Source organism: Caulobacter sp. Root487D2Y (genome assembly GCF_001427165.1).
Lineage (GTDB): Bacteria > Pseudomonadota > Alphaproteobacteria > Caulobacterales > Caulobacteraceae > Caulobacter.
In genome coordinates, this window is sequence record NZ_LMFD01000001.1 from 1 (window position 1) to 19,012 (window position 19,012).

At 67.7% G+C, this 19,012-nt stretch carries 17 protein-coding genes; 14 read left to right on the top strand and 3 right to left on the bottom strand.

Going from position 1 to position 19,012, the window contains the following annotated elements:
- Positions 1-207: 207 nt before the first annotated feature.
- Complete coding sequence (locus ASD38_RS00005; RefSeq protein ID WP_056456579.1) at positions 208-540, bottom strand: hypothetical protein; 333 nt, start codon at positions 538-540, stop codon at positions 208-210.
- A 132-nt stretch (positions 541-672) separates the two neighbouring features.
- Here ASD38_RS00005 and ASD38_RS00010 point away from each other — a divergent pair, with 132 nt between their 5' ends.
- The 4 genes from ASD38_RS00010 to ASD38_RS00025 all read left to right on the top strand — a co-directional run bounded on the left by ASD38_RS00010 (position 673) and on the right by ASD38_RS00025 (position 5,477).
- Positions 673-2,328: a lysine--tRNA ligase gene (locus ASD38_RS00010; RefSeq protein ID WP_056456582.1), complete on the top strand. Its 1,656-nt coding sequence runs from the start codon at positions 673-675 to the stop codon at positions 2,326-2,328.
- A gap of 113 nt (positions 2,329-2,441) precedes the next feature.
- The gene (galE, locus tag ASD38_RS00015) at positions 2,442-3,431 is read left to right on the top strand and encodes a UDP-glucose 4-epimerase GalE (RefSeq protein ID WP_056438335.1); all 990 of its coding nucleotides are present in this window, start codon (positions 2,442-2,444) and stop codon (positions 3,429-3,431) included.
- A gap of 86 nt (positions 3,432-3,517) precedes the next feature.
- Positions 3,518-5,155, top strand: coding sequence for a phosphoglucomutase (alpha-D-glucose-1,6-bisphosphate-dependent) (gene pgm / locus ASD38_RS00020; protein WP_056456585.1), 1,638 nt, complete (start codon positions 3,518-3,520; stop codon positions 5,153-5,155).
- Between the two features lie 112 nt (positions 5,156-5,267).
- Complete coding sequence (locus ASD38_RS00025) at positions 5,268-5,477, top strand: hypothetical protein (protein WP_056438330.1); 210 nt, start codon at positions 5,268-5,270, stop codon at positions 5,475-5,477.
- 24 nt (positions 5,478-5,501) lie between these two features.
- Here ASD38_RS00025 and ASD38_RS00030 read toward each other — a convergent pair whose 3' ends face one another.
- Positions 5,502-6,149 (bottom strand): S24 family peptidase, encoded by a 648-nt coding sequence (locus tag ASD38_RS00030; protein WP_056456588.1) that lies wholly within the window; start codon positions 6,147-6,149, stop codon positions 5,502-5,504.
- Between the two features lie 184 nt (positions 6,150-6,333).
- Here ASD38_RS00030 and ASD38_RS00035 point away from each other — a divergent pair, with 184 nt between their 5' ends.
- From ASD38_RS00035 to ASD38_RS00055, 5 genes are all read left to right on the top strand, one after another.
- Positions 6,334-6,813 (top strand): MerR family transcriptional regulator, encoded by a 480-nt coding sequence (locus ASD38_RS00035; protein WP_056438347.1) that lies wholly within the window; start codon positions 6,334-6,336, stop codon positions 6,811-6,813.
- An 87-nt stretch (positions 6,814-6,900) separates the two neighbouring features.
- Entirely contained in the window at positions 6,901-8,691 is a 1,791-nt protein-coding gene (locus ASD38_RS00040; protein WP_056456591.1) for an acyl-CoA dehydrogenase C-terminal domain-containing protein, read from the top strand.
- Between the two features lie 2 nt (positions 8,692-8,693).
- Positions 8,694-9,857 (top strand): acyl-CoA dehydrogenase family protein, encoded by a 1,164-nt coding sequence (locus tag ASD38_RS00045; protein WP_056456594.1) that lies wholly within the window; start codon positions 8,694-8,696, stop codon positions 9,855-9,857.
- Positions 9,858-9,859: 2 nt separating this feature from the next.
- Positions 9,860-10,228 carry a hypothetical protein gene (locus ASD38_RS00050; RefSeq protein WP_056438326.1) on the top strand — a complete coding sequence of 123 codons (369 nt, stop codon included), beginning with the start codon at positions 9,860-9,862 and terminating at the stop codon, positions 10,226-10,228.
- Positions 10,228-10,623 (top strand): hypothetical protein, encoded by a 396-nt coding sequence (locus tag ASD38_RS00055; protein ID WP_056438325.1) that lies wholly within the window; start codon positions 10,228-10,230, stop codon positions 10,621-10,623. The genes ASD38_RS00050 and ASD38_RS00055 overlap by 1 nt, the downstream gene beginning before the upstream one ends.
- Before the next feature lie 11 nt (positions 10,624-10,634).
- Here the strand turns inward: ASD38_RS00055 and ASD38_RS00060 are convergent, their stop codons facing one another.
- Positions 10,635-11,567 carry a hypothetical protein gene (locus tag ASD38_RS00060; protein ID WP_056456595.1) on the bottom strand — a complete coding sequence of 311 codons (933 nt, stop codon included), beginning with the start codon at positions 11,565-11,567 and terminating at the stop codon, positions 10,635-10,637.
- An 81-nt stretch (positions 11,568-11,648) separates the two neighbouring features.
- On the opposite strand from ASD38_RS00060, the gene ASD38_RS00065 reads away from it, so the two are divergent.
- From ASD38_RS00065 to ASD38_RS00085, 5 genes are all read left to right on the top strand, one after another.
- The gene (locus ASD38_RS00065) at positions 11,649-12,854 is read left to right on the top strand and encodes an acetyl-CoA C-acetyltransferase (protein ID WP_056438321.1); all 1,206 of its coding nucleotides are present in this window, start codon (positions 11,649-11,651) and stop codon (positions 12,852-12,854) included.
- A gap of 18 nt (positions 12,855-12,872) precedes the next feature.
- Positions 12,873-15,071, top strand: a complete 2,199-nt coding sequence (locus ASD38_RS00070) for a 3-hydroxyacyl-CoA dehydrogenase NAD-binding domain-containing protein (protein WP_056456598.1) — start codon at positions 12,873-12,875, stop codon at positions 15,069-15,071.
- Between the two features lie 225 nt (positions 15,072-15,296).
- On the top strand, positions 15,297-15,911 hold the full coding sequence (locus ASD38_RS00075; protein ID WP_056456601.1) for a hypothetical protein: 615 nt from the start codon (positions 15,297-15,299) through the stop codon (positions 15,909-15,911).
- A 231-nt stretch (positions 15,912-16,142) separates the two neighbouring features.
- Positions 16,143-17,567: a DUF1254 domain-containing protein gene (locus tag ASD38_RS00080; protein ID WP_056456604.1), complete on the top strand. Its 1,425-nt coding sequence runs from the start codon at positions 16,143-16,145 to the stop codon at positions 17,565-17,567.
- Between the two features lie 11 nt (positions 17,568-17,578).
- Positions 17,579-19,012: a DUF1254 domain-containing protein gene (locus ASD38_RS00085; RefSeq protein ID WP_082560635.1), complete on the top strand. Its 1,434-nt coding sequence runs from the start codon at positions 17,579-17,581 to the stop codon at positions 19,010-19,012.

Consider the following 19,012-nt stretch of genomic DNA (forward strand, 5'->3'; position numbering starts at 1 on the left):
CCTTGATGGCGAGCCTGCTCTGTCGTCTGGCCGTGTCAATGACCGCCTCTGGCGGCCGCGACGCGGCGACGCTCCGCGTCGTCATTGACACGGCCAGACGACAGAGCTCCGATCCACCAAGGCTTTAAGGCGCGGCGCCATCCGGGGCGGATGGGGGCTTGCGCCAAGCGGACGCTTCAGGCCTCCGAGATGAGCGGCTTTCGGACCTCAATGCGGCCGACCCTCGGAGGCCCCAATCGTGTCGCTACGCCAGAGCACTCGATCACCCCAGTATTTGATTTGAACAGGTCCGGGCTTGAGCACCAGTTCGAACCAGAATTGATCACCCCAAATCACATCGGATCCCACGGTCATCCCGCTGAGCGAGACCGTTCCATCCTCTTCCTCATCGCCACGGACAACGTACCAGGACATCGCCTCTCCCGCGATTGTCACTTCGACCACGCCGTCACATTCATCGAGCGGGCGAAAGGCAAGCTCATAGACGCCGTCAGGACTTGTCATGGTGGCGGAGAACGCAGGGGGCATCTTCGTACGCATTGGCGCAATCTGCCGACGACCAGGGCTTTCCGCAACGAGCCGAATGCCGCCGGCCCCTCGCCCGGACCCGGACGCCGCACATCCCTCACCCAAAACCTAGCCACCACCGCCACTTCCCCCTATACCGCCCGCATGTTTGAAGGCCTCTCCCCCCTCGCCCGCGATGCTCGTTCCTGGCCGTTCGAGCAGGCGCGCGCCCTGCTCGCCCGCGTCCTGCGCCTGCGTCTGTCCGACGCCGAGCGCGACCTCGCCTCCGTCCTGATCAACAGCGGCAAGGCCGACGAGGCCGTGAAGACCTTTCCGGCCCTGGCCAGACCGGTGATCCTGGAGACCGGCTACGGCCCGTCGGGCCTGCCGCACCTGGGCACCTTCGGCGAGGTGGCGCGCACGACCATGGTGCGTTCGGCCTTCCGCGCCCTGACCGACGACGCCGTCCCCACGCGCCTGATCGCCTTCAGCGACGACATGGACGGCCTGCGCAAGGTTCCCGACAACATCGAGAACAAGCAGCCGCTGATCGAGGACCTGGGCAAGCCGCTGACCGTGGTCCGCGACCCGTTCGGCACCCACGACAGCTTCGGCGCCCACAACAACGCCCGCCTGCGCGCCTTCCTCGACGGCTTCGGCTTCGACTACGAGTTCGTCTCGTCGACCGAGTGCTACAAGGGCGGCAAGTTCGACGAGACCCTGCTGACGGCCCTGGCCCGCTTCGACGCCATCCAGAAGGTCATGCTGCCGACCCTGGGCGAGGAGCGCCGCGCGTCGTATTCGCCGTTCCTGCCGATCAGCCCCAGCACCGGCAAGGTGCTGCAGGTCCCGACCCTGGAGCGCAACGTCGACAAGGGCACGATCGTCTTCCAGGACGAGGACGGCCAAAAGGTCGAGGTCCCGGTGACCGGCGGCCACGTGAAGATGCAGTGGAAGCCCGACTGGGCGATGCGCTGGACGGCCCTGGGCGTCGACTACGAGATGAGCGGCAAGGACCTGATCGACTCGGTCAAGGCCTCGGCCCAGATCTGCAAGGCGCTGGGCGGGGTTCCGCCCGAGGGCTTCAACTACGAGCTCTTCCTGGACGAAAACTCGCAGAAGATCTCCAAGTCCAAGGGCAACGGCCTGTCGATGGAGGACTGGCTGCGCTACGGCGCGCCCGAGAGCCTGTCGTACTACATGTTCCAGAGCCCGAAGTCGGCCAAGAAGCTGTATTTCGACGTCATCCCCAAGGCGACGGACGAGTATCTGCAGCAGCTGGACGCCTACCAGAAGCAGGAGCCGGCCAAGCAGCTGGACAACCCGGTCTGGCACGTCCACGCGGGCCGCCCGCCGCGGTACGGCTCGCCGGTGTCGTTCAGCCTGATGCTGAACCTGGTCTCGGCCGCCAATGCCTCGGACAAGGCGATCCTGTGGGGCTTCCTGTCGCGCTACATCCCGGGCGCGACGCCGGAAAGCCAGCCGCTGCTGGACCGCCTGGCCGGCTACGCGATCAACTATTACGACGACTTCGTCAAACCGACGAAGGCGTTCCGCGCGCCCGACGACAAGGAACGCGCCGCGATCCTGGACCTCCTGGCCCGCCTGAAGGCCCTGCCCTCGGACTGCCAGGACGCCGAGCTGATCCAGAACGAGGTATTCGCGGTCGGCAAGGACCACGACTTCGAGCCGCTGCGCGCCTGGTTCCAGGCCCTCTACGAAGTGTTGCTGGGCCAGAGCCAGGGCCCGCGCTTCGGCTCGTTCGCCGCCATCTTTGGCCTGGACAGGACGACGGCGCTGATCGAGGAAAAGCTGGGCTGACGCTCGCTCAGCGAGCGTCGAAACCGAAAATCCTCCGCCATTCCGCCGTCATGCATTGACGATAGGAGGCAGAGCGTACATTCGCCGCTTCGAGACATCGGGGGATTCAAATCTTGGGCGAAACCATTCTCGTGGCGGGCGGCGCGGGCTACATCGGCGCGCACACCTGTCTTCGCCTGGCCGAAGCCGGATATACGCCCGTCGTCTACGACAACCTGTCGAACGGCTGGGAGTCGTTCGTCCAGTGGGGCCCGCTGGAAGTCGGCGACATCCGCGACGCCGCGCGGCTGGACGCGGTGTTCGCCAAGCACAGGCCGGTCGCCGTCATCCACTTCGCCGCCTTCATCGAGGTCGGCTTCTCGATCGCCGAGCCGGGCGCCTTCTACGAGAACAATGTCGGCGGGACCCTGACCCTGATCGAGGCCGCCCGCCGGGCCGGCGTCGACAAGCTGGTGTTCTCCTCGACCTGCGCGACCTATGGCGCCCCGGTCTATGTGCCGATGGACGAGAAGCATCCGCAGGCGCCGCTCAACCCCTATGGGCGCAGCAAGCTGATGGTCGAGCAGATCCTCGAGGACCTGGCCCGCTACAAGGGCTTCCGCTCGGTGGCCCTGCGCTATTTCAACGCCGCCGGGGCCGATCCCCTGGGCCGGATCGGCGAGAAGCACGAACCCGAGACCCACGCCATCCCGCTGGCCATCGCCGCCGCCCGGGGCGAGCGCGACAAGTTCATGTTGTTCGGCGGCGACTACGACACCCGCGACGGCACCTGCGTGCGCGACTACATCCATGTGCTGGACCTGGCCGACGCCCACGTCCTGGCGCTGAAGTGGCTGCTGGACGGCAAGGACAGCGCGGTGTTCAACCTGGGCACCGGGACGGGCACCACCGTGCGCGAACTGGTCGGCGCCATCGAGCGGCGGTCCAACCGGCCGTTCCCGCTGGAGCTGGCCGAGCGCCGGGCCGGCGACGCGCCCAGCCTGGTGGCCGACAACCGCAAGGCCCGCCAGCAGCTGGGCTGGACGCCGCGCCACGATCTGGACGCGATCATCGAGCACGCCTGGGCGTGGCACGCCAACGGGGCGCTCGACCTGAAACGTTGATCGCTCCCGTATCAACACTGACGCATTCGGCGGCTAGACACCGCCGCCGCCGGCCCGTCACAAGGGGCGCGCAATAGGATTTCGTCATGCACAGTCACGCCGGCCAGCAGGCCCGTCCCGAAGACCTGGTCGACCTGACCGCCCTGCTCAAGGCCTATGACGAGATCCGCCCGGACGTTTCGCGGCCCGACCAGCGGGTGACCTTCGGCACCTCGGGCCATCGCGGCTCCAGCCTGGACGGCGCCTTCAACGAGGCCCACATCCTGGCCATCAGCCAGGCGATCGCCGAGCACCGCGCGAGCGCCGGCATAACCGGCCCGCTGTTCCTGGGCCGCGACACCCACGGCCTCTCCGAACCGGCCTGGCGCACGGCGCTGGAAGTCCTGGTCGCCAACGGCGTCACGGTGATGGTCGACTCCCGCGACGGCTTCACGCCGACCCCGGCGGTGTCCCACGCCATTCTCAAGCACAACCGGGTCGCGCCGGGATCGGCCGACGGCGTGCTGATCACCCCCTCGCACAACCCGCCACGCGACGGCGGCTTCAAGTACAATCCGCCGTCCGGCGGGCCCGCCGGTTCGGACGCCACGACGGCGATCGCGGCGCGGGCCAACCAGCTGCTGAAGGACGGCCTGGCGGACGTCCGCCGCATTCCGTTCGAACGGGCCCGGGCGGCGGCGGGCGCGTACGACTTCCTGGCCAACTACGTCGACGACCTGCCCAGCGTCCTGGACCTGGAGGCCGTGCGCCGCGCCGGCGTCAGGATCGCGGCCGACCCGCTGGGCGGCGCGGCCGTCGCCTATTGGGGCGAGATCGCCGACCGGCACGGGCTGGACCTGACCGTGGTCGACGACCGCGTCGATCCGCGCTGGGCGTTCATGCCGCTCGACACCGACGGCAAGATCCGCATGGACTGCTCGTCGGCCTCGGCGATGGCCAACCTGATCCGCACCATGCGGGGCGGGGCGCGGTACGACGTGGCGATCGGCAACGACGCCGACGCCGACCGCCACGGGATCGTCACGCCGGACGCCGGCCTGATGAACCCCAACCACTACCTGGCCGCGGCGATCGCCTACCTGTTCACCCATCGCCCGCGATGGGGCGCGGACGTCGCCGTCGGCAAGACCCTGGTCTCGTCCTCGATGATCGACCGCGTGGTCGCCAAGCTGGGCCGCCGCCTGCTGGAGGTGCCGGTCGGCTTCAAGCATTTCGTGCCGGGGCTGCTGGACGGCAGCGTCGGCTTCGGCGGCGAGGAGTCGGCGGGCGCGGCCTTCCTGCGCCAGGACGGAACGGTCTGGACCACCGACAAGGACGGGCTGCTGCTGGGCCTGCTGGCCGCCGAGATCCAGGGCGTGACCGGGGCCAGCCCCAGCCGGCTCTATGCCGACCTGACCGCCGAGCACGGCGCCCCGGCCTATGCCCGCATCGACGCCCCCGCCTCGCGCGAGGAAAAGGCGCGCCTGGCCTCCCTGAGCCCCAGCGACGTTACGGCGAACACGCTGGCCGGCGAGCCGATCGAGCGGATCCTGACCGAGGCCCCGGGCAACGGCGAGGCGATCGGTGGCCTCAAGGTGGTGACCCGAAACGCCTGGTTCGCCGCCCGCCCCTCGGGCACCGAGGACGTCTACAAGATCTACGCCGAGTCGTTCCTCGGTCCGGACCACTTGCGGGAAGTTCAGGATCAGGCGCGCGAGGTGGTCGCCGGCGCGCTGGGCGGCTGACCGTCGCCTGCGACACCATGACCCGATAGATGAACAACAGCTAAATTGTCGGTTAAGGGTCTGTCCGCAATTTGGAGTCTAGTCTGGTTTCATCAGAACCAAGGTTAGTCTCATGGCTTGCTTCACCCTTCGCCCTTCGGACCGTTCGGAATTCGACTCGCTGCTTGGCGAACTGGCCGCCCAGTTCCCCGCCGCGCATGTCGAAGCCGCTCACAACGACAACTGGGCGTCCTACCGCGTCGACATCTCGTGCGACGCGCCCTGGGAAGGCGACCTGACCGCCTGGCTGCAGAGCAAGCACGCCGACTGCCCCCGCACCTGACCCCCCTATCCGACCAGGGGTCGCCTACTGGCTGGCCCACAGGATCCGGGCGATCCACACCACCTCGGCCAGATCCAGCGTCCGATCCCCGCCGTCGCCCCCATCAACGCGATTGAGCGACGCCAGCTCGACGCTGCGGGCCGTGACCCGCGCCAACTCCTTGATCAGCAATTCGCCGCCCGCGGTTCGCACCACCACCCGGTCGCCCCGGCGCGGCGGGACCGTCGGCGAGACCAGGATGCGGTCGCCGTCGCGGAAGACCGGGACCAGCGCGTCTCCGGTGATCTCCAGGGCGTAGACGCTCTCCTCGCCCAACCCCGGGAAATCGATCTCGTCCCACTCGGGACCGGTCGGCGCGCCGGTCTCGTCGAACAGGCCTTCAGCCCCGGCCTGGGCGAAGCCGATCAGCGGGACGGCGCGCGGATTGGGTCTGGGCGCCCTTTCGGTCAGGGCCGCGAACTCCGAAAATCCGACCCCCGTCGCCTCCAGCACCTTGGCCAGGCTCTCGGTCGAGGGCCAGCGCGGGCGAGCGTCGCCGTCGCCGCGCTTCGAGCGGTTGAAGCTGGTGGGGTCCAGACCGGCGAGCTTGGCCATGGCCGACGGGCTCATGTCGAAACGCTTGGCCAGGGCGTCGATCGCGGTCCAGATTTCGGTGTGCGACAGAGACGACATGGCTGCATCCTGGGCCGTGGTCCCGAAAAATATGCCTCGCCTCTAGGAAAGTAAACCTATTCGCCTACAGCCAAGTTGACGTTTACGTAAACGTTGACGACAGAATGCCGCGGGCCTATGGTGATCGACGATAACCAACCGGCCCGGCCGCAGAAGTCGGGCCTGCCCAGGGAGGGTTCGAATGTTGGCCGACCTGCGACGTCCAGAGCGCACCTTTACAATCCGTCAGCTGTGCAACGAGTTCAAAGCCACGCCGCGCGCGTTGCGCTTCTATGAGGACAAGGGCCTGCTGACCCCGGCCCGCGAGGGCCTCAACCGCGTCTATTCCCACAAGGACCGCGTCCGCCTGCAGCTGATCCTGCGCGGCAAGCGCGTGGGCCTTTCGCTGTCGGAAATCCGCGAACTGCTCGACCTCTATGACGAGAACGACGACGGCGCGGCCCAGATGGCCCGGTCGCTGAAGAAGTTCCGCGAGCGCGCCACCGCGCTGGAGCAGCAGCGCGAGGACATCGACGGCGCCCTGATCGAACTGCGCGAAGCCTGCGCCCGCCTCGAGCGGCGCCTGGCCGAGATCCGCCCGGACCTGCTGCCCCGCGCCGCCGACTACGACCAGGTGCTGCGCGCCCGGCTCGACGGTCACGGCGAAGCGGCGTTGGGCAAGTAGACCCGACACCGTGTTCCTCCTCCAAGACCGGAACGGCGCGCGGCGTCTTCTCTCTCCTCCCCCGATCTGACTGACCAGGACTGTTTCATGACCTACCAGCCGCCCGTTCGCGAACACGCCTTCCTCCTGCGCGACGTGCTCAACATCGATCAGCACGGCAACCTGCCGGGCTTCGCCGACGCGTCGTTCGAGACCGTCGAGCAGATCCTCGAGGCCGCCGGCCAGTTCACCGGCGAGGTCCTGGCCCCGCTGAACCCCGTCGGCGACAAGCAGGGCTGCGTCTGGAGCAAGGACTTCACGGTCAAGACGCCGGACGGCTTCAAGGAAGCCTACAAGCAGCTGTGCGAAGGCGGCTGGACGGGCCTGGGCTCGGACCCGGCCTACGGCGGCCAGGGCCTGCCCCACGTCGTCAACCTGGCCTTCAGCGAGATGTCGAGCTCGGCCAACATGGCGTTCTCGATGTATCCGGGCCTGGCCCACGGCGCCTATTCGGCCATCCACACCGGCGGCAGCGACGAGCAGAAGCAGACCTATCTGCCCAAGATGGTGTCCGGCGAATGGACCGGCACCATGAACCTGACCGAGCCGCAGTGCGGCACGGACCTGGGCCTGCTGCGGACCAAGGCGGTTCCGCAGGCTGACGGGACCTATCGCATCAGCGGCCAGAAGATCTGGATCAGCGCCGGCGAACACGACATGGCCGACAACATCGTCCACCTGGTGCTGGCCCGCATCGAGGGCGCCCCGGCCGGCGTGAAGGGCATCAGCCTGTTCATCGTGCCGAAGTTCCTGCCCAAGGCCGACGGCTCGGTCGGCGAGCGCAACGAGGGCGTCAAGTGCGTCGGCCTCGAAGAGAAGATGGGCATCCACGGCAACGCCACCTGCGTGATGCAGTACGAGGACGCCAAGGGCTGGCTGATCGGCGAAGAGAACAGCGGCCTGAAGCTGATGTTCGTGATGATGAACGAGGCCCGCCTGGGTGTGGGCCTGCAGGGCGTGGCCCAGGCCGAGGCCGCCTACCAGGCCGCCGTCGCCTTCGCCAAGGACCGCCTGCAAGGCCGTTCGCTGACCGGCCCGAAGAACGCCGACGGCCCGGCCGACCCCATCATCGTCCACCCGGACGTGCGTCGCATGCTGCTGGAGAGCAAGGCCCTGATCGAAGGCGGCCGCGCCTTCCTGTTCTGGACCGCCCTGCACGGCGACCTGGCCCACCACCACCCGGACGAGGCCGTGCGCGCCAAGGCCGAGGACTATATGGGCCTGATGACGCCGGTGCTGAAAGGCTACCTGACCGACAAGGGCTTCAAGATCTGCTCGGACGCCATGCAGGTGCACGGCGGCAGCGGCTTCACCGAGCACTTCCCGGCCAGCCAGTACCTGCGCGACGTCCGCATCGCCCTGATCTACGAAGGCACCAACGGCATCCAGGCGCTGGACCTGGTCGGCCGCAAGCTGGCGGCCAAGGGCGGCCGCGGCGTGATGACCTTCTTCCAGGAAATCGACCAGTTCATCGGCGAGAACGACAGCGACGCCGAGCTGAAGCCGTTCATCGAGGCCCTGGCCGGCGTGAAGGCCCAGCTGCAGGACGGCACCATGTGGCTGATGCAGAACGGCCTGCAGAACCCCGACAACGCCGGCGCGGCCTCGACCGACTACATGCACCTGTTCGGCCTGACGGGCCTGGCCTACATGTGGTGCCTGATGGTCAAGGCGGCCAACGCCAAGATCGCCGCCGGCTCGACCGACCCCTTCTTCACCACCAAGGTCGTCACGGCGAAATATTTCGTCGAACGCATCTTGCCTGACGCAGGGGCGCATCTGGCCAAGCTGAAGACCGGTTCGGCGACCCTGATGGCGCTGCCCGCGGAGGCCTTCTGATCATGAGCGTGCTCAACGTCGAAAAGCCGGCCTTCATGGCCGAAGAGGACATCGCGATCTTCGAGGACGCGGTCGGCAAGTTCTTCGACGAGCACGCCCCCGAGGCCGTGGTGGCGACGTGGCGCAAGAACCACGTCGTCGACCGCGAGATGTGGAACAAGGCGGGCCGGGCGGGACTGCTCGGCCTGACCGTTCCGGAGGCATACGGCGGGGCCGGCGGCGACTATCGCCACGAGGCCGTGCTGATGGAGCAGCTGGGCCTGAAGGGCGTCGACGGCTTCGGCATCAGCCTGCACAACGCCATCGTCGCCCCCTACATCTTCCACTACGGCACCGAGGAGCAGAAGCGGCGCTGGCTGCCGCGCCTGTGCACCGGCGAACTGGTCGGCGCCATCGCCATGACCGAGCCGGGCGCGGGGTCCGACCTGCAGGGCATCAAGTCCAGCGCCAAGGTCGTCGGCAACCAGTACGTGATCAACGGGTCCAAGACCTTCATCACCAACGGCCAGACCGCCAATCTCATCATTGTCGTCGTCAAGACCGACCCAACCGCCGGCGCGCGCGGCACCTCGCTGATCGTCGTCGAGACGGACGGGACCGAAGGCTTCGAGCGCGGCCGCAACCTCGACAAGCTGGGCCACGAGGCCCAGGACACCTCCGAGCTGTTCTTCAACGACGTCAAGGTTCCCACCGAGAACCTGCTGGGCTCCGACGAGGGCCAGGGCTTCTTCCAGCTGATGGGCCAACTGCCCCAGGAGCGGCTGAACATCGCCGTCCAGGGCATGGCCACCATCGAGCGGGCGCTGGAGCTGACGATCGACTACGTCAAGCAGCGCAAGGCGTTCGGCAAGGCGATCATCGACTTCCAGAACACCCAGTTCGTGCTGGCCGAATGCAAGACCGAGGCGACCGTCGCCAAGGTGTTCGTCAACCACTGCATCGAGCAACATCTGGCCGGCAAGCTGGACGCCGCCACCGCCTCGATGGCCAAATACTGGGTCAGCGACCTGGAGAACAAGATCGTCGACCGCTGCCTGCAACTGTTCGGCGGCTACGGCTTTATGAACGAGTATCCGATCGCCCGCATGTATCGCGACAGCCGTGTGCAGCGCATCTACGGCGGCACCAACGAGATCATGAAGCTGCTGATCGCGAGGACGCTCTAGCCATGTTGCTGGAAGCCGCCATCGTCCTGTGCCTGACCAACGCGACGGATACGGCCGTGTCCGGACTGGTGCGCGACGGCCGCTTCAAGACCACCTCGGCCAAGCTCGAGGGGACCAGCCTCACCTATCGCGCACCCCTGGTCGAGACGCCGTTCCCGGCGGTGGACGCCCGCCAGACAGGCTGCGCCAACGTCGAGGGCCTGACCCCGGCCAAGCCGCAGCTGGTGATCCACGGCGGCTCCGTCGGCGGCGACCGGCGCCGCGGCGACACGATCTGCCGTCCGACGCGGCCGCTCAAGGCCGGCGAGCGCCTGACCTTCGTCTATCGCAAGAGCTTTTTCGGGCCGTTGACCTGCAAGGAGATCCGCTGATGCCGTTGATCGTCGCGCCGCCGCCCCAGCCGCCCGCCCAGCACGCCGCGCCCGCTGCTCCAGGGGCCGCTTCGGACAGCCGCTCGGCCGTGGTCTGCGTGCGCGCGGCCGGTCCGCGCCCGCTGTTCTTCTCCGGCAAGCTGGTGGCCAAGAACCCCCACTCCAAGCCGCCGGGCGATTTCGAGCTGCCGCTGAAGGCCAATGTCGACCAGTGCAACAACCTGCTGCGCTCGAAGGTGGCCGACTGGACCCTGTCGGTGACCACGCCGGGCTTCAAGGCCTGCGCCCTGCCGCCGCCCGAGTTCGGCTACCGCGTCACCTACAGCGCCAAGGCCTCGGCCCGGGGCCTGTCGTGCGCCCAGATCGCCAAGGCGCCGATCGGCACGTGGAAATAATGAGCCTGGCCCTACGCCTTGTTGACGCTGTTGGCCTTGATCTGGGCCGCGCCGCGGGCGTCCAGATCCTTGCGCGTGGCCTCCAGGCTGAGGGGGCCCAGCAGGGTGGCGTTGACCGCGTCCATGCCCGGCGCGGCGACGCCCGGCTTGCGGGCGATCAGGTAGCGCAGGGAAAGGCGTTCGTTGTCGGCCGCGTCGGGCTGGGTGCCGTGCAGGGTGCAGGCGTGCCACATGGCCGCGTAGCCGGTCTTGCCGGTCAGCAGGTGCTGCTTGGTCTGGACCTCGTGGCCGCGCCCGTCGCGGTACAGCCAGCCGGCGTCGTTCTTGGCGAGATCGTGCGGGAACAGCGTCCCGCCCAGCTTGTGGCTGTCCTCCAGCAGGAACAGCGGGGCGTCGTGCGTCCCCACGTCGTGCAGGTAGATGTACAGGGTGATGAAGTCGGCTTCCCGGTCCTTGTAGTCGATCAGGTCCTGGTGGAAGTCGATGCCGTAGAAATAGGTGATGTCCCGGAACGGGGCCCTCACATAGGCGCCCAGGTTGTTGACCGGGTTGCCGGCGATGCGGGCCTTCAGCCAGTCGGGCACGACGCTGGCCGGCACGCCGCAGATCAGCTTCTTGAGCAGGATCTCGTAGCCGTCGCCCAGCAGGGCGTTCAGGGCCGCGACGATCGCCGGGTCCTTCTCGACGAAGGCCAGGTCGTCCTCGAACCGCTCCAGCAGGTTGCGGCCCGGCGCGGGGTTGACCCCGATATATTGCGGGTCGGCGTCGAACTCGGCTTCGGACAGGAAAAGATCCGCGTCGAACGTCCGCAGGCTCCGGATCTTGGCCAGCAGCGCGCTCGCTGCCGCCGGGTCCACACCGTCGCCGAACACATGATAGCCGCGCGCGATGAAGTCGCTCACCGCCGGGTGGGCCACGTCCGTCGAGCGCTCAGCTGCCGTCATCGTCCTGATCTCCAAATCACCGGAATCAGACGCCTTTTTGGTTAACGAACCATCCAAGCCTACGCAGGAAGGAGCCATCAAATGGCCGACGCTTACATCTTTGACGCCGTGCGCACGCCGCGCGGCAAGGGCAAGAAGGACGGATCTCTGCACGAGATCACCTCGCTGTCCCTGGCGACCCAGGTCCTGGAAGCCCTCCGTGACCGCAACAACCTCGACACCTCGCATGTCGACGACGTCGTGCTCGGCTGCGTCGCCCCGGTGGGCGAGCAGGGCAGCGACATCGCCCGCACCGCTGTGCTGACCGCCGACTACGCCGAAAGCGTCGCCGGCGTGCAGATCAACCGCTTCTGCGCCTCGGGCCTGGAAGCGGTGAACATGGCCGCGGCCAAGGTCGCCTCGGGTGAAGCCCAGCTGGCAATCGGCGGCGGCGTCGAGAGCATGAGCCGCGTGCCCATGGGCAGCGACGGCGGCGCCTGGCCCACCGACCCGTCCTCGGCCTTCAAGACCTATTTCGCCCCGCAGGGCGTCTCGGCCGACCTGATCGCCTCGCTGTACGGCTTCAGCCGCGACGACGTCGACGCCTACGCCGTCGAGAGCCAGCGCCGCGCCGCCGCCTCGTGGGCCGACGGCCGCTTCAAGAAGTCGGTGATCGGCGTCAAGGACCAGCTGGGCCTGACGATCCTCGATCACGACGAAACGGTGCGCGGAAACACCACCATGCAGACCCTGGCCTCGCTGAACCCGTCGTTCACGGGCATGGGCGAGATGGCCTTCGACGCGGTCGTGCAGCAGCGCTATCCGCAGGTGGAAAAGGTCAATCACGTCCACCACGCCGGCAACAGCTCGGGCATCGTCGACGGCGCCGCCGGCGTGCTGATCGGCACCAAGGAAATGGGCGAGGCCCTGGGCCTGAAGGCCCGCGCCCGCATCAAGGGCGCGGCCTCGATCGGCAGCGAGCCCTCGATCATGCTGACCGGCCCGTCGCTGGTCACCGAGAAGCTGCTCAAGAAGCTGAAGATGGAGGTCTCCGACATCGACCTCTACGAGCTGAACGAAGCCTTCGCCGCCGTCGTCCTGCGCATGATGCAGGCGCTGAACATCCCGCACGACAAGATGAACGTGAACGGCGGCGCCATCGCCATGGGCCACCCGCTGGGCGCCACCGGCGCGATGATCCTGGGCACCATGCTCGACGAGCTGGAGCGCTCGGACAAGGAAACCGCCCTGATCACCCTGTGCGTCGGCGCCGGCATGGGCACCGCCACCGTCATCGAACGCGTCTAAGAGCCGAGGACTAGAGACATGGAAAACTTCAAGATCGAGGTCGACGGCGACGGCATCGCCCTGGTCACCTTCGACGTGCCCGGCCGTTCGATGAACACCCTGACCGCTTCGGTGATCAAGGAAATCGGCGAGGTGGTGGAAACCATCAAGTCCGACGCCGCCATCAAGGGCGCGGTGATCACCTCGGGCAAGACCACCGGCTTCTGCGCCGGCGCCGACCTGGGCGAACTGGGCGGCAGCGGCGGACTGGGCGGCGGCAAGCCGGGCGAAGAGGGCCTGAAGGCCGCCTTCGAGGCCGGCTTCGCGCTGAACAAGGCGTTCCGCGCCCTGGAGACCTGCGGCAAGCCGGTGGCCGCGGCCGTCAACGGCCTGGCCATGGGCGGCGGGCTGGAAATCACCCTGGCCTGCCACTATCGCGTGGTCGCCGACAATCCGAAGATCCAGCTGGCCCTGCCGGAAGCCAAGGTCGGCCTGCTGCCGGGGGCCGGCGGCACCCAGCGCCTGCCGCGCCTGATGGGCGTGATGGCCGCCGCGCCGTACCTGCTGGAAGGCAAGTCGATGAAGCCGGCCGAGGCCCTGGCCCTCAAGGTCGTGCACGAGGTCGTCCCGGCCGGCCAAGAGGTCGAGGCCGCCAAGACCTGGATCAAGACCAAGGGCGACCCGGTCGCGCCATGGGACAAGAAGGACTTCAAGATCCCCGGCGGCGGCCCCTATTCGGCCGGCGGCAGCCAGGTCTTCGTCATGGGCAACGCCATGCTGCGCAAGACCACCTACGGCAACTATCCCGCCCAGCTGAACATCATGAAGGCGGTCTATGAGGGCCTGCAGGTGCCGTTCGACGCCGCCCTGCGCATCGAGACCCGCTACTTCCTGAAGACGATGATGTCGCCCCAGGCCAAGGGCATGATCCGCACCCTGTTCCTGTCCTTGCAGGAACTGGGCAAGGGCTCGGGCCGTCCGGCCGGCGTGCCGCACTACGACGTCAAGAAGGTGGCCGTGCTCGGCGCCGGCATGATGGGCGCGGGCATCGCCTATGTCCAAGCCATGGCCGGCATCGAGACCGTGCTGATCGACCAGACGCAGGAAGCCGCCGACAAGGGCAAGGGCTACGCCGAGGGCCTGGTCAAGAAGGCCGTCTCGCGCGGCAAGATGACCCCGGAAAAGGGCGAAGCGATCCTGGCCCTGATCCACCCGACCGCCGACTACGCCGACGTCAAGGGTTCGGACCTGGTCGTCGAGGCCGTGTTCGAGAACCGCGAGGTCAAGGCTTCGGTCACCAAGCTGGCGGAAGCCCAGCTGGCCGACACCGCGATCTTCGGCTCCAACACCTCGACCCTGCCGATCACCGGCCTGGCCAAGGCCTCGGTGCGTCCGGCCTCGTTCATCGGCATCCATTTCTTCTCGCCGGTCGACAAGATGGGCCTGGTCGAACTGATCATGGGCGACGAGACCAGCCAGGAAGCCCTGGCCAAGTCGATCGACTACGTCCTGAAGATCAAGAAGACCCCGATCGTCGTCAACGACAGCCGCGGCTTCTACACCAGCCGCTGCTTCGGCACCTTCGTGCAGGAAGGCATGGAGCTGCTGGCCGACGGCTACGCCCCGGCCATCATCGACAATGTCGGCCGGGCCACCGGCATGCCGCGCGGTCCGCTGGAGATGCACGACGACGTCGCGCTGGACCTCTCCTACAAGATCGCCCAGCAGACCAAGAAGGACCTCGGCGACAAGTACGAGGAGCGCCCCTTCACCACGATCATCGAGAAGATGGTCGAGGGCGAAGGCCGCTACGGCCGCAAGAACGGCAAGGGCTTCTACGACTATCCGGAGAACGGCCCCAAGACCCTGTGGCCGGGCCTGGCCAAGCTGGCGCCGGTCAAGATCGCCGAGGTCGACAAGGCCGGCATCGAGGAGATCCGCACCCGGCTCCTCTACCGCCAGGCCGTGGAAGCCGCCCGCTGCTTCGAGGAAGGCGTGATCACCGACCCGCGTGAAGCCGACGTCGGGGCCATCCTGGGCTGGGGCTTCGCGCCCTGGACCGGCGGCCCGGTCAGCCTGATCGACGGCGTGGGCGTGGCCAAGTTCGTCGAGGCCTGCGACGCCCTGGCCCAGAAGTACGGCGCCCGCTTCGCCCCGCCGCAACTGCTGCGCGACATGGCCGCCAAGGGCGAGACCTTCTACAGCCGCTTCGGCGTCAAGGAGAAGGCCGCCGCCTGACGGCCGCGCCTCATGACAATGGAAGGGCCCGGCGGCGACGCCGGGCCCTTTTCGTTTGGCCGCATTCGTTTCAGGCCCGACTTGTCGCGGCCATCGTCCGGCCCCACCCCGTCGCTAGAGCTCGGTTCGGTGAGATCGAGCCTATTCTTGACGCATCCCGCCAGTGACGGCGCCCGAGCGGTCCGCCAGGAAGGTCGGCATGCCTCAGGTCCAGGACCGCGTTCCGTGAGATCGGCCATTAGCGCGGGCAGGCGGCGCTGGCTGGTGGTCGGCGGCCTGTCGCTGGCGTTCCACGGCCTGCTGGGCTGGGCGCTGCTGATCGCCGTGCCGCCCGCGCCGAGCCTGGTCGAGCCCCGCAGCGTCGAGGTGAGCCTGCTGGCCCCGGCCGCGCCCGACCGCCCCGCGCCGCGGGCGCGGGCCTCCGCGACGACGGCCTTCCATCCCGCCCTCCGCGCTCCGCCGCCGGGCGTGCCGACTCTGTCCGTCCCGGCGCCGACTCCTTCACAGCGCGGCCAGGTCGTCGCCCCGCCCGGCTTCACGGCGCGAGGAACCCTGACCGGCGGCGGCGAGGCCCTGCGCGAGGCCGCGCGCAAGAGCGGCTGCACCGAGGCCGACATCGTCCAGCTGACCAAGGCCGAGCGCGAGGCCTGCGCCGAGGCCCTGGGCGCCAAGAACAAGAACGGGCCGGCGCTGTACGCCGCCATCGACCCCGACAAGAAGGCGGCCTTCGACGGCGACTGCAAGAAGGACGACGACTGGTGCCTGTACCGCACCGGCAAGGGCCCCTATCCGGGCCTGTTCGCCCTGGGCAAAAAGAAAAAGATCAAGGGCTGGGACTAGGTCCGCCTTCGACCCTTCGGACATTGGCGCGGCGATAGCAGACCGCCCGCTGTCGGCACGCTCCCAGGCTAGATCGCCCCTGCGGCGGCGTCCAAGGCCTACGGGCGATTTGCGGGATGGAGGCTCAGGCTTTTTTCCGTACCTGTCTGCGGGAATCCCGTGTCTCCGCAGGGGTTCGCCTCCATGTCGGCGACGTGCTCCGCGCCGCAGTCTGTGGCGATGGAGGCTGCCATGATCCCATCCAGACGTTTGCTTTTGGCCGGCGCGGCGTCGCTCGGCGGAATCGGCCTGATGGCCTCGTGCGGTCCCAAGAGCCAGATCTCGGCTCCGCCCTCTGATGACGACACAGCGGGGTCAAGCGATCCACGCACCATCGTCCGCGACGCCTGGATCTACGCCTATCCCATGATCATGAACTACGCGACCCTGGCCAAGCAGACGCTCGACCCAGCCAATCCCGGCTATGTCGGCGGCTTCGGCAAGTTCCGCCACTACGCCCAGTTCTTCACTCCGGCCAACCGCGACATCGTCACCCCCAACAACGACACGCCCTATAGCTGGGCTTGGCTGGACCTGCGGGCCGAACCCTGGGTGCTGACCGTGCCAGCCGCCCAAGCCGGCCGGTATTATGTCCACCAGTGGATGGACCTGTTCACGCAGATCTTCGGCTATGTCGGCGTACGCGCCACGGGTGAAGGTCCGGGCAGCTACCTGATCGCCGGTCCCAAATGGAACGGACCGCCCCCGGCCGGGATCGCCAAGGTGCTGAAGGCTGAAAGCGACATCGTGGTCGACCTGGGCCGCACCAGCCTGCTGGGGCCTTCGGACATCGCCGCGCTCAAGGCCTTCCAGGCCCAGTACAAGCTCCAACCGTTATCGGCCTTCGCCAAGACGGCCGCGCCAGCGGCCGCGCCCGCCATCACCTGGCCCGCCTGGGATGAGAAGAAGTGGCTGGGGCCAGAGTTCATCGGCCTGTTGAATTTCCTGCTGCAGTTCACCCAGCCGCCGGCGGCGTCGGAGGCCGGCCTGATGGCCCGCTTCGCCAAGGTCGGGATCGGGCCGGGCAAGCCCTTCGACCTGGCGAGCCTGAGCGAAGCCGACCGCGCCGCCGTCATTGGCGGAGCGCAGGACGGTCAGGCGGCCCTGAAGGCCAAGATCGCGGTGACCAAGAGTTCGATCGGCCTGTTCGGGTCCCGTGAACAACTGGGCGACGACTACCTCAAACGGGCGGTCGCCGCCGCCATGGGCATCTACGGCAACGCGGCCGAGGAGGCGGTCTATGTCGGGGCCGACCAGGACTCCACCGGCCAGCCCTTGGACGGGGCCAGCCGCTACGAAATACGCTTGGCCAAGGACCAGCTTCCGCCCGCCAAGTATTTCTGGTCGGCGACGCTCTATGAGCTGCCCAGCCGGCTGCTCTCCGAAAACAGCATCAACCGCTATTCCCTGGGCGACCGCAGTCCGGGGCTCAAGTTCGGAGACGACGGTTCGCTCACAATCTACGTCCAGCACAATCCGCCGGGAGCCGACAATCAGGGCAACTGGCTGCCGTCGCCCAAGAGCGGACCATTCAACGTGATCTTCCGTCTCTACGGCCCCAGCCAGCCGGCTCAGACCGGCGGCTGGCCGCCGCCTTCCGTCCGCAAAGTGACCTAGGAGTTTCGCCCATGTCCGATCTCGAGACATCGCCCGTCGCTTCCGAACGCAGCTTCAGTCCGAAAGGCGGCGAGACGGACACCCGCATCGGGCCGTTAGGCCTGGACAGGCAGGGCTTGCCCGATCAAGCGGCCATCGACCACCTCTACGAGGAGCGCGACTTCCAGCGGGCCTGCCAAGCCTATCTGTGGGCCTTGCCGATCATTGGGTACGCCCAATGGCAGAACCAGCACGAGACGGTGTTCGGCGCTCGGGACGGCGACATCGTCCAGTACGTCAGCCCTCGCGACAAGCTTGGCTTGATCACCGCCAACGGCACCACGCCCTATATCGTCGGCTTCGTGAACCTGGCGCGGACCGGTCCGCTCGTCGTCGACTATCCGGCGGGCGAAACGGCGGGCGGTTGCGGCGACTTCTGGCAGCGGTCGATCGTTGACTTCGGCCTGACCGGTCCGGACAAGGGCAATGGGGGGCGCTATCTGATCCTGGGCCCTGGCCAGGACGCGCCGAAAGGCTTTACGGCGGATCACGTGGTGCGTTCGCCGACCTTCAACATCATGCACGCCACCCGCATCCTGGCCACCGACCCGGACGAAGCCGCGCGAGTCCTGGCGGGCTATCAGGCCTATCCAGCCCAGGACGCCGCCGCGCCGCGCAAGACCCGCGTGGTCCGGCCCGAAGGGCGGGCCTGGAGCGGGACCCATCCGACCGGCATGGCGTACTGGGAGCGGCTCGACGCGATCTTGCAGGTCGAACCGGTCAAGGAAGAGGATCGTCTGATCATGGCGATGCTCAAACCGTTGGGTTTGGAGAAGGGCAAGCCGTTCCAACCGACCTCGGTTCAGGCCAAAGCGCTGGCCGACGGCGCCCGGATCGGCCGGCTGATGGCCATCGCCAATTCCTTCGACAAGCGCTTTGCCACCGCGACCTATCGCGGGCGTTGGGACCGGGTGGTGAACGTCGACCTCAGCCAGCAGTCGGAATTCTATTCCGAGCTCGATGAGCGGGCGTCGTGGTTCTACGAGGCTGTCGGGCTTTCGGCGGGCATGACGACCCACACGCCAGGCGAGGGCCAGGCCTATCTGTCCACCTATCGCGACGCAGCTGGGCGTTGGCTCGACGGCGGCAAGACCTATCGCCTGCATGTGCCGCCGAATGTCCCGGTGGGTCAGTGGTGGTCGGTGACGCTCTACGACATCGAGACCCGGTGCTTCATCGACACGCCGCTGGACAAGGTGGACCGCAGCTCGCGCCACGACCTGGCGACCAACCCCGACGGCTCGATCGACTTGGTGTTCGGTCCCGAGCCCCCTGAAGGCGCGCCGGAGTCGAATTGGATCCCGACCGTGCCCGGACGGGCCTGGTTCACGTACTTCCGCCTCTACGCGCCACTGGAGGCGTATTTCGACGCCAGTTGGGCGCTGCCGGATATTGAAGAGGTCTAA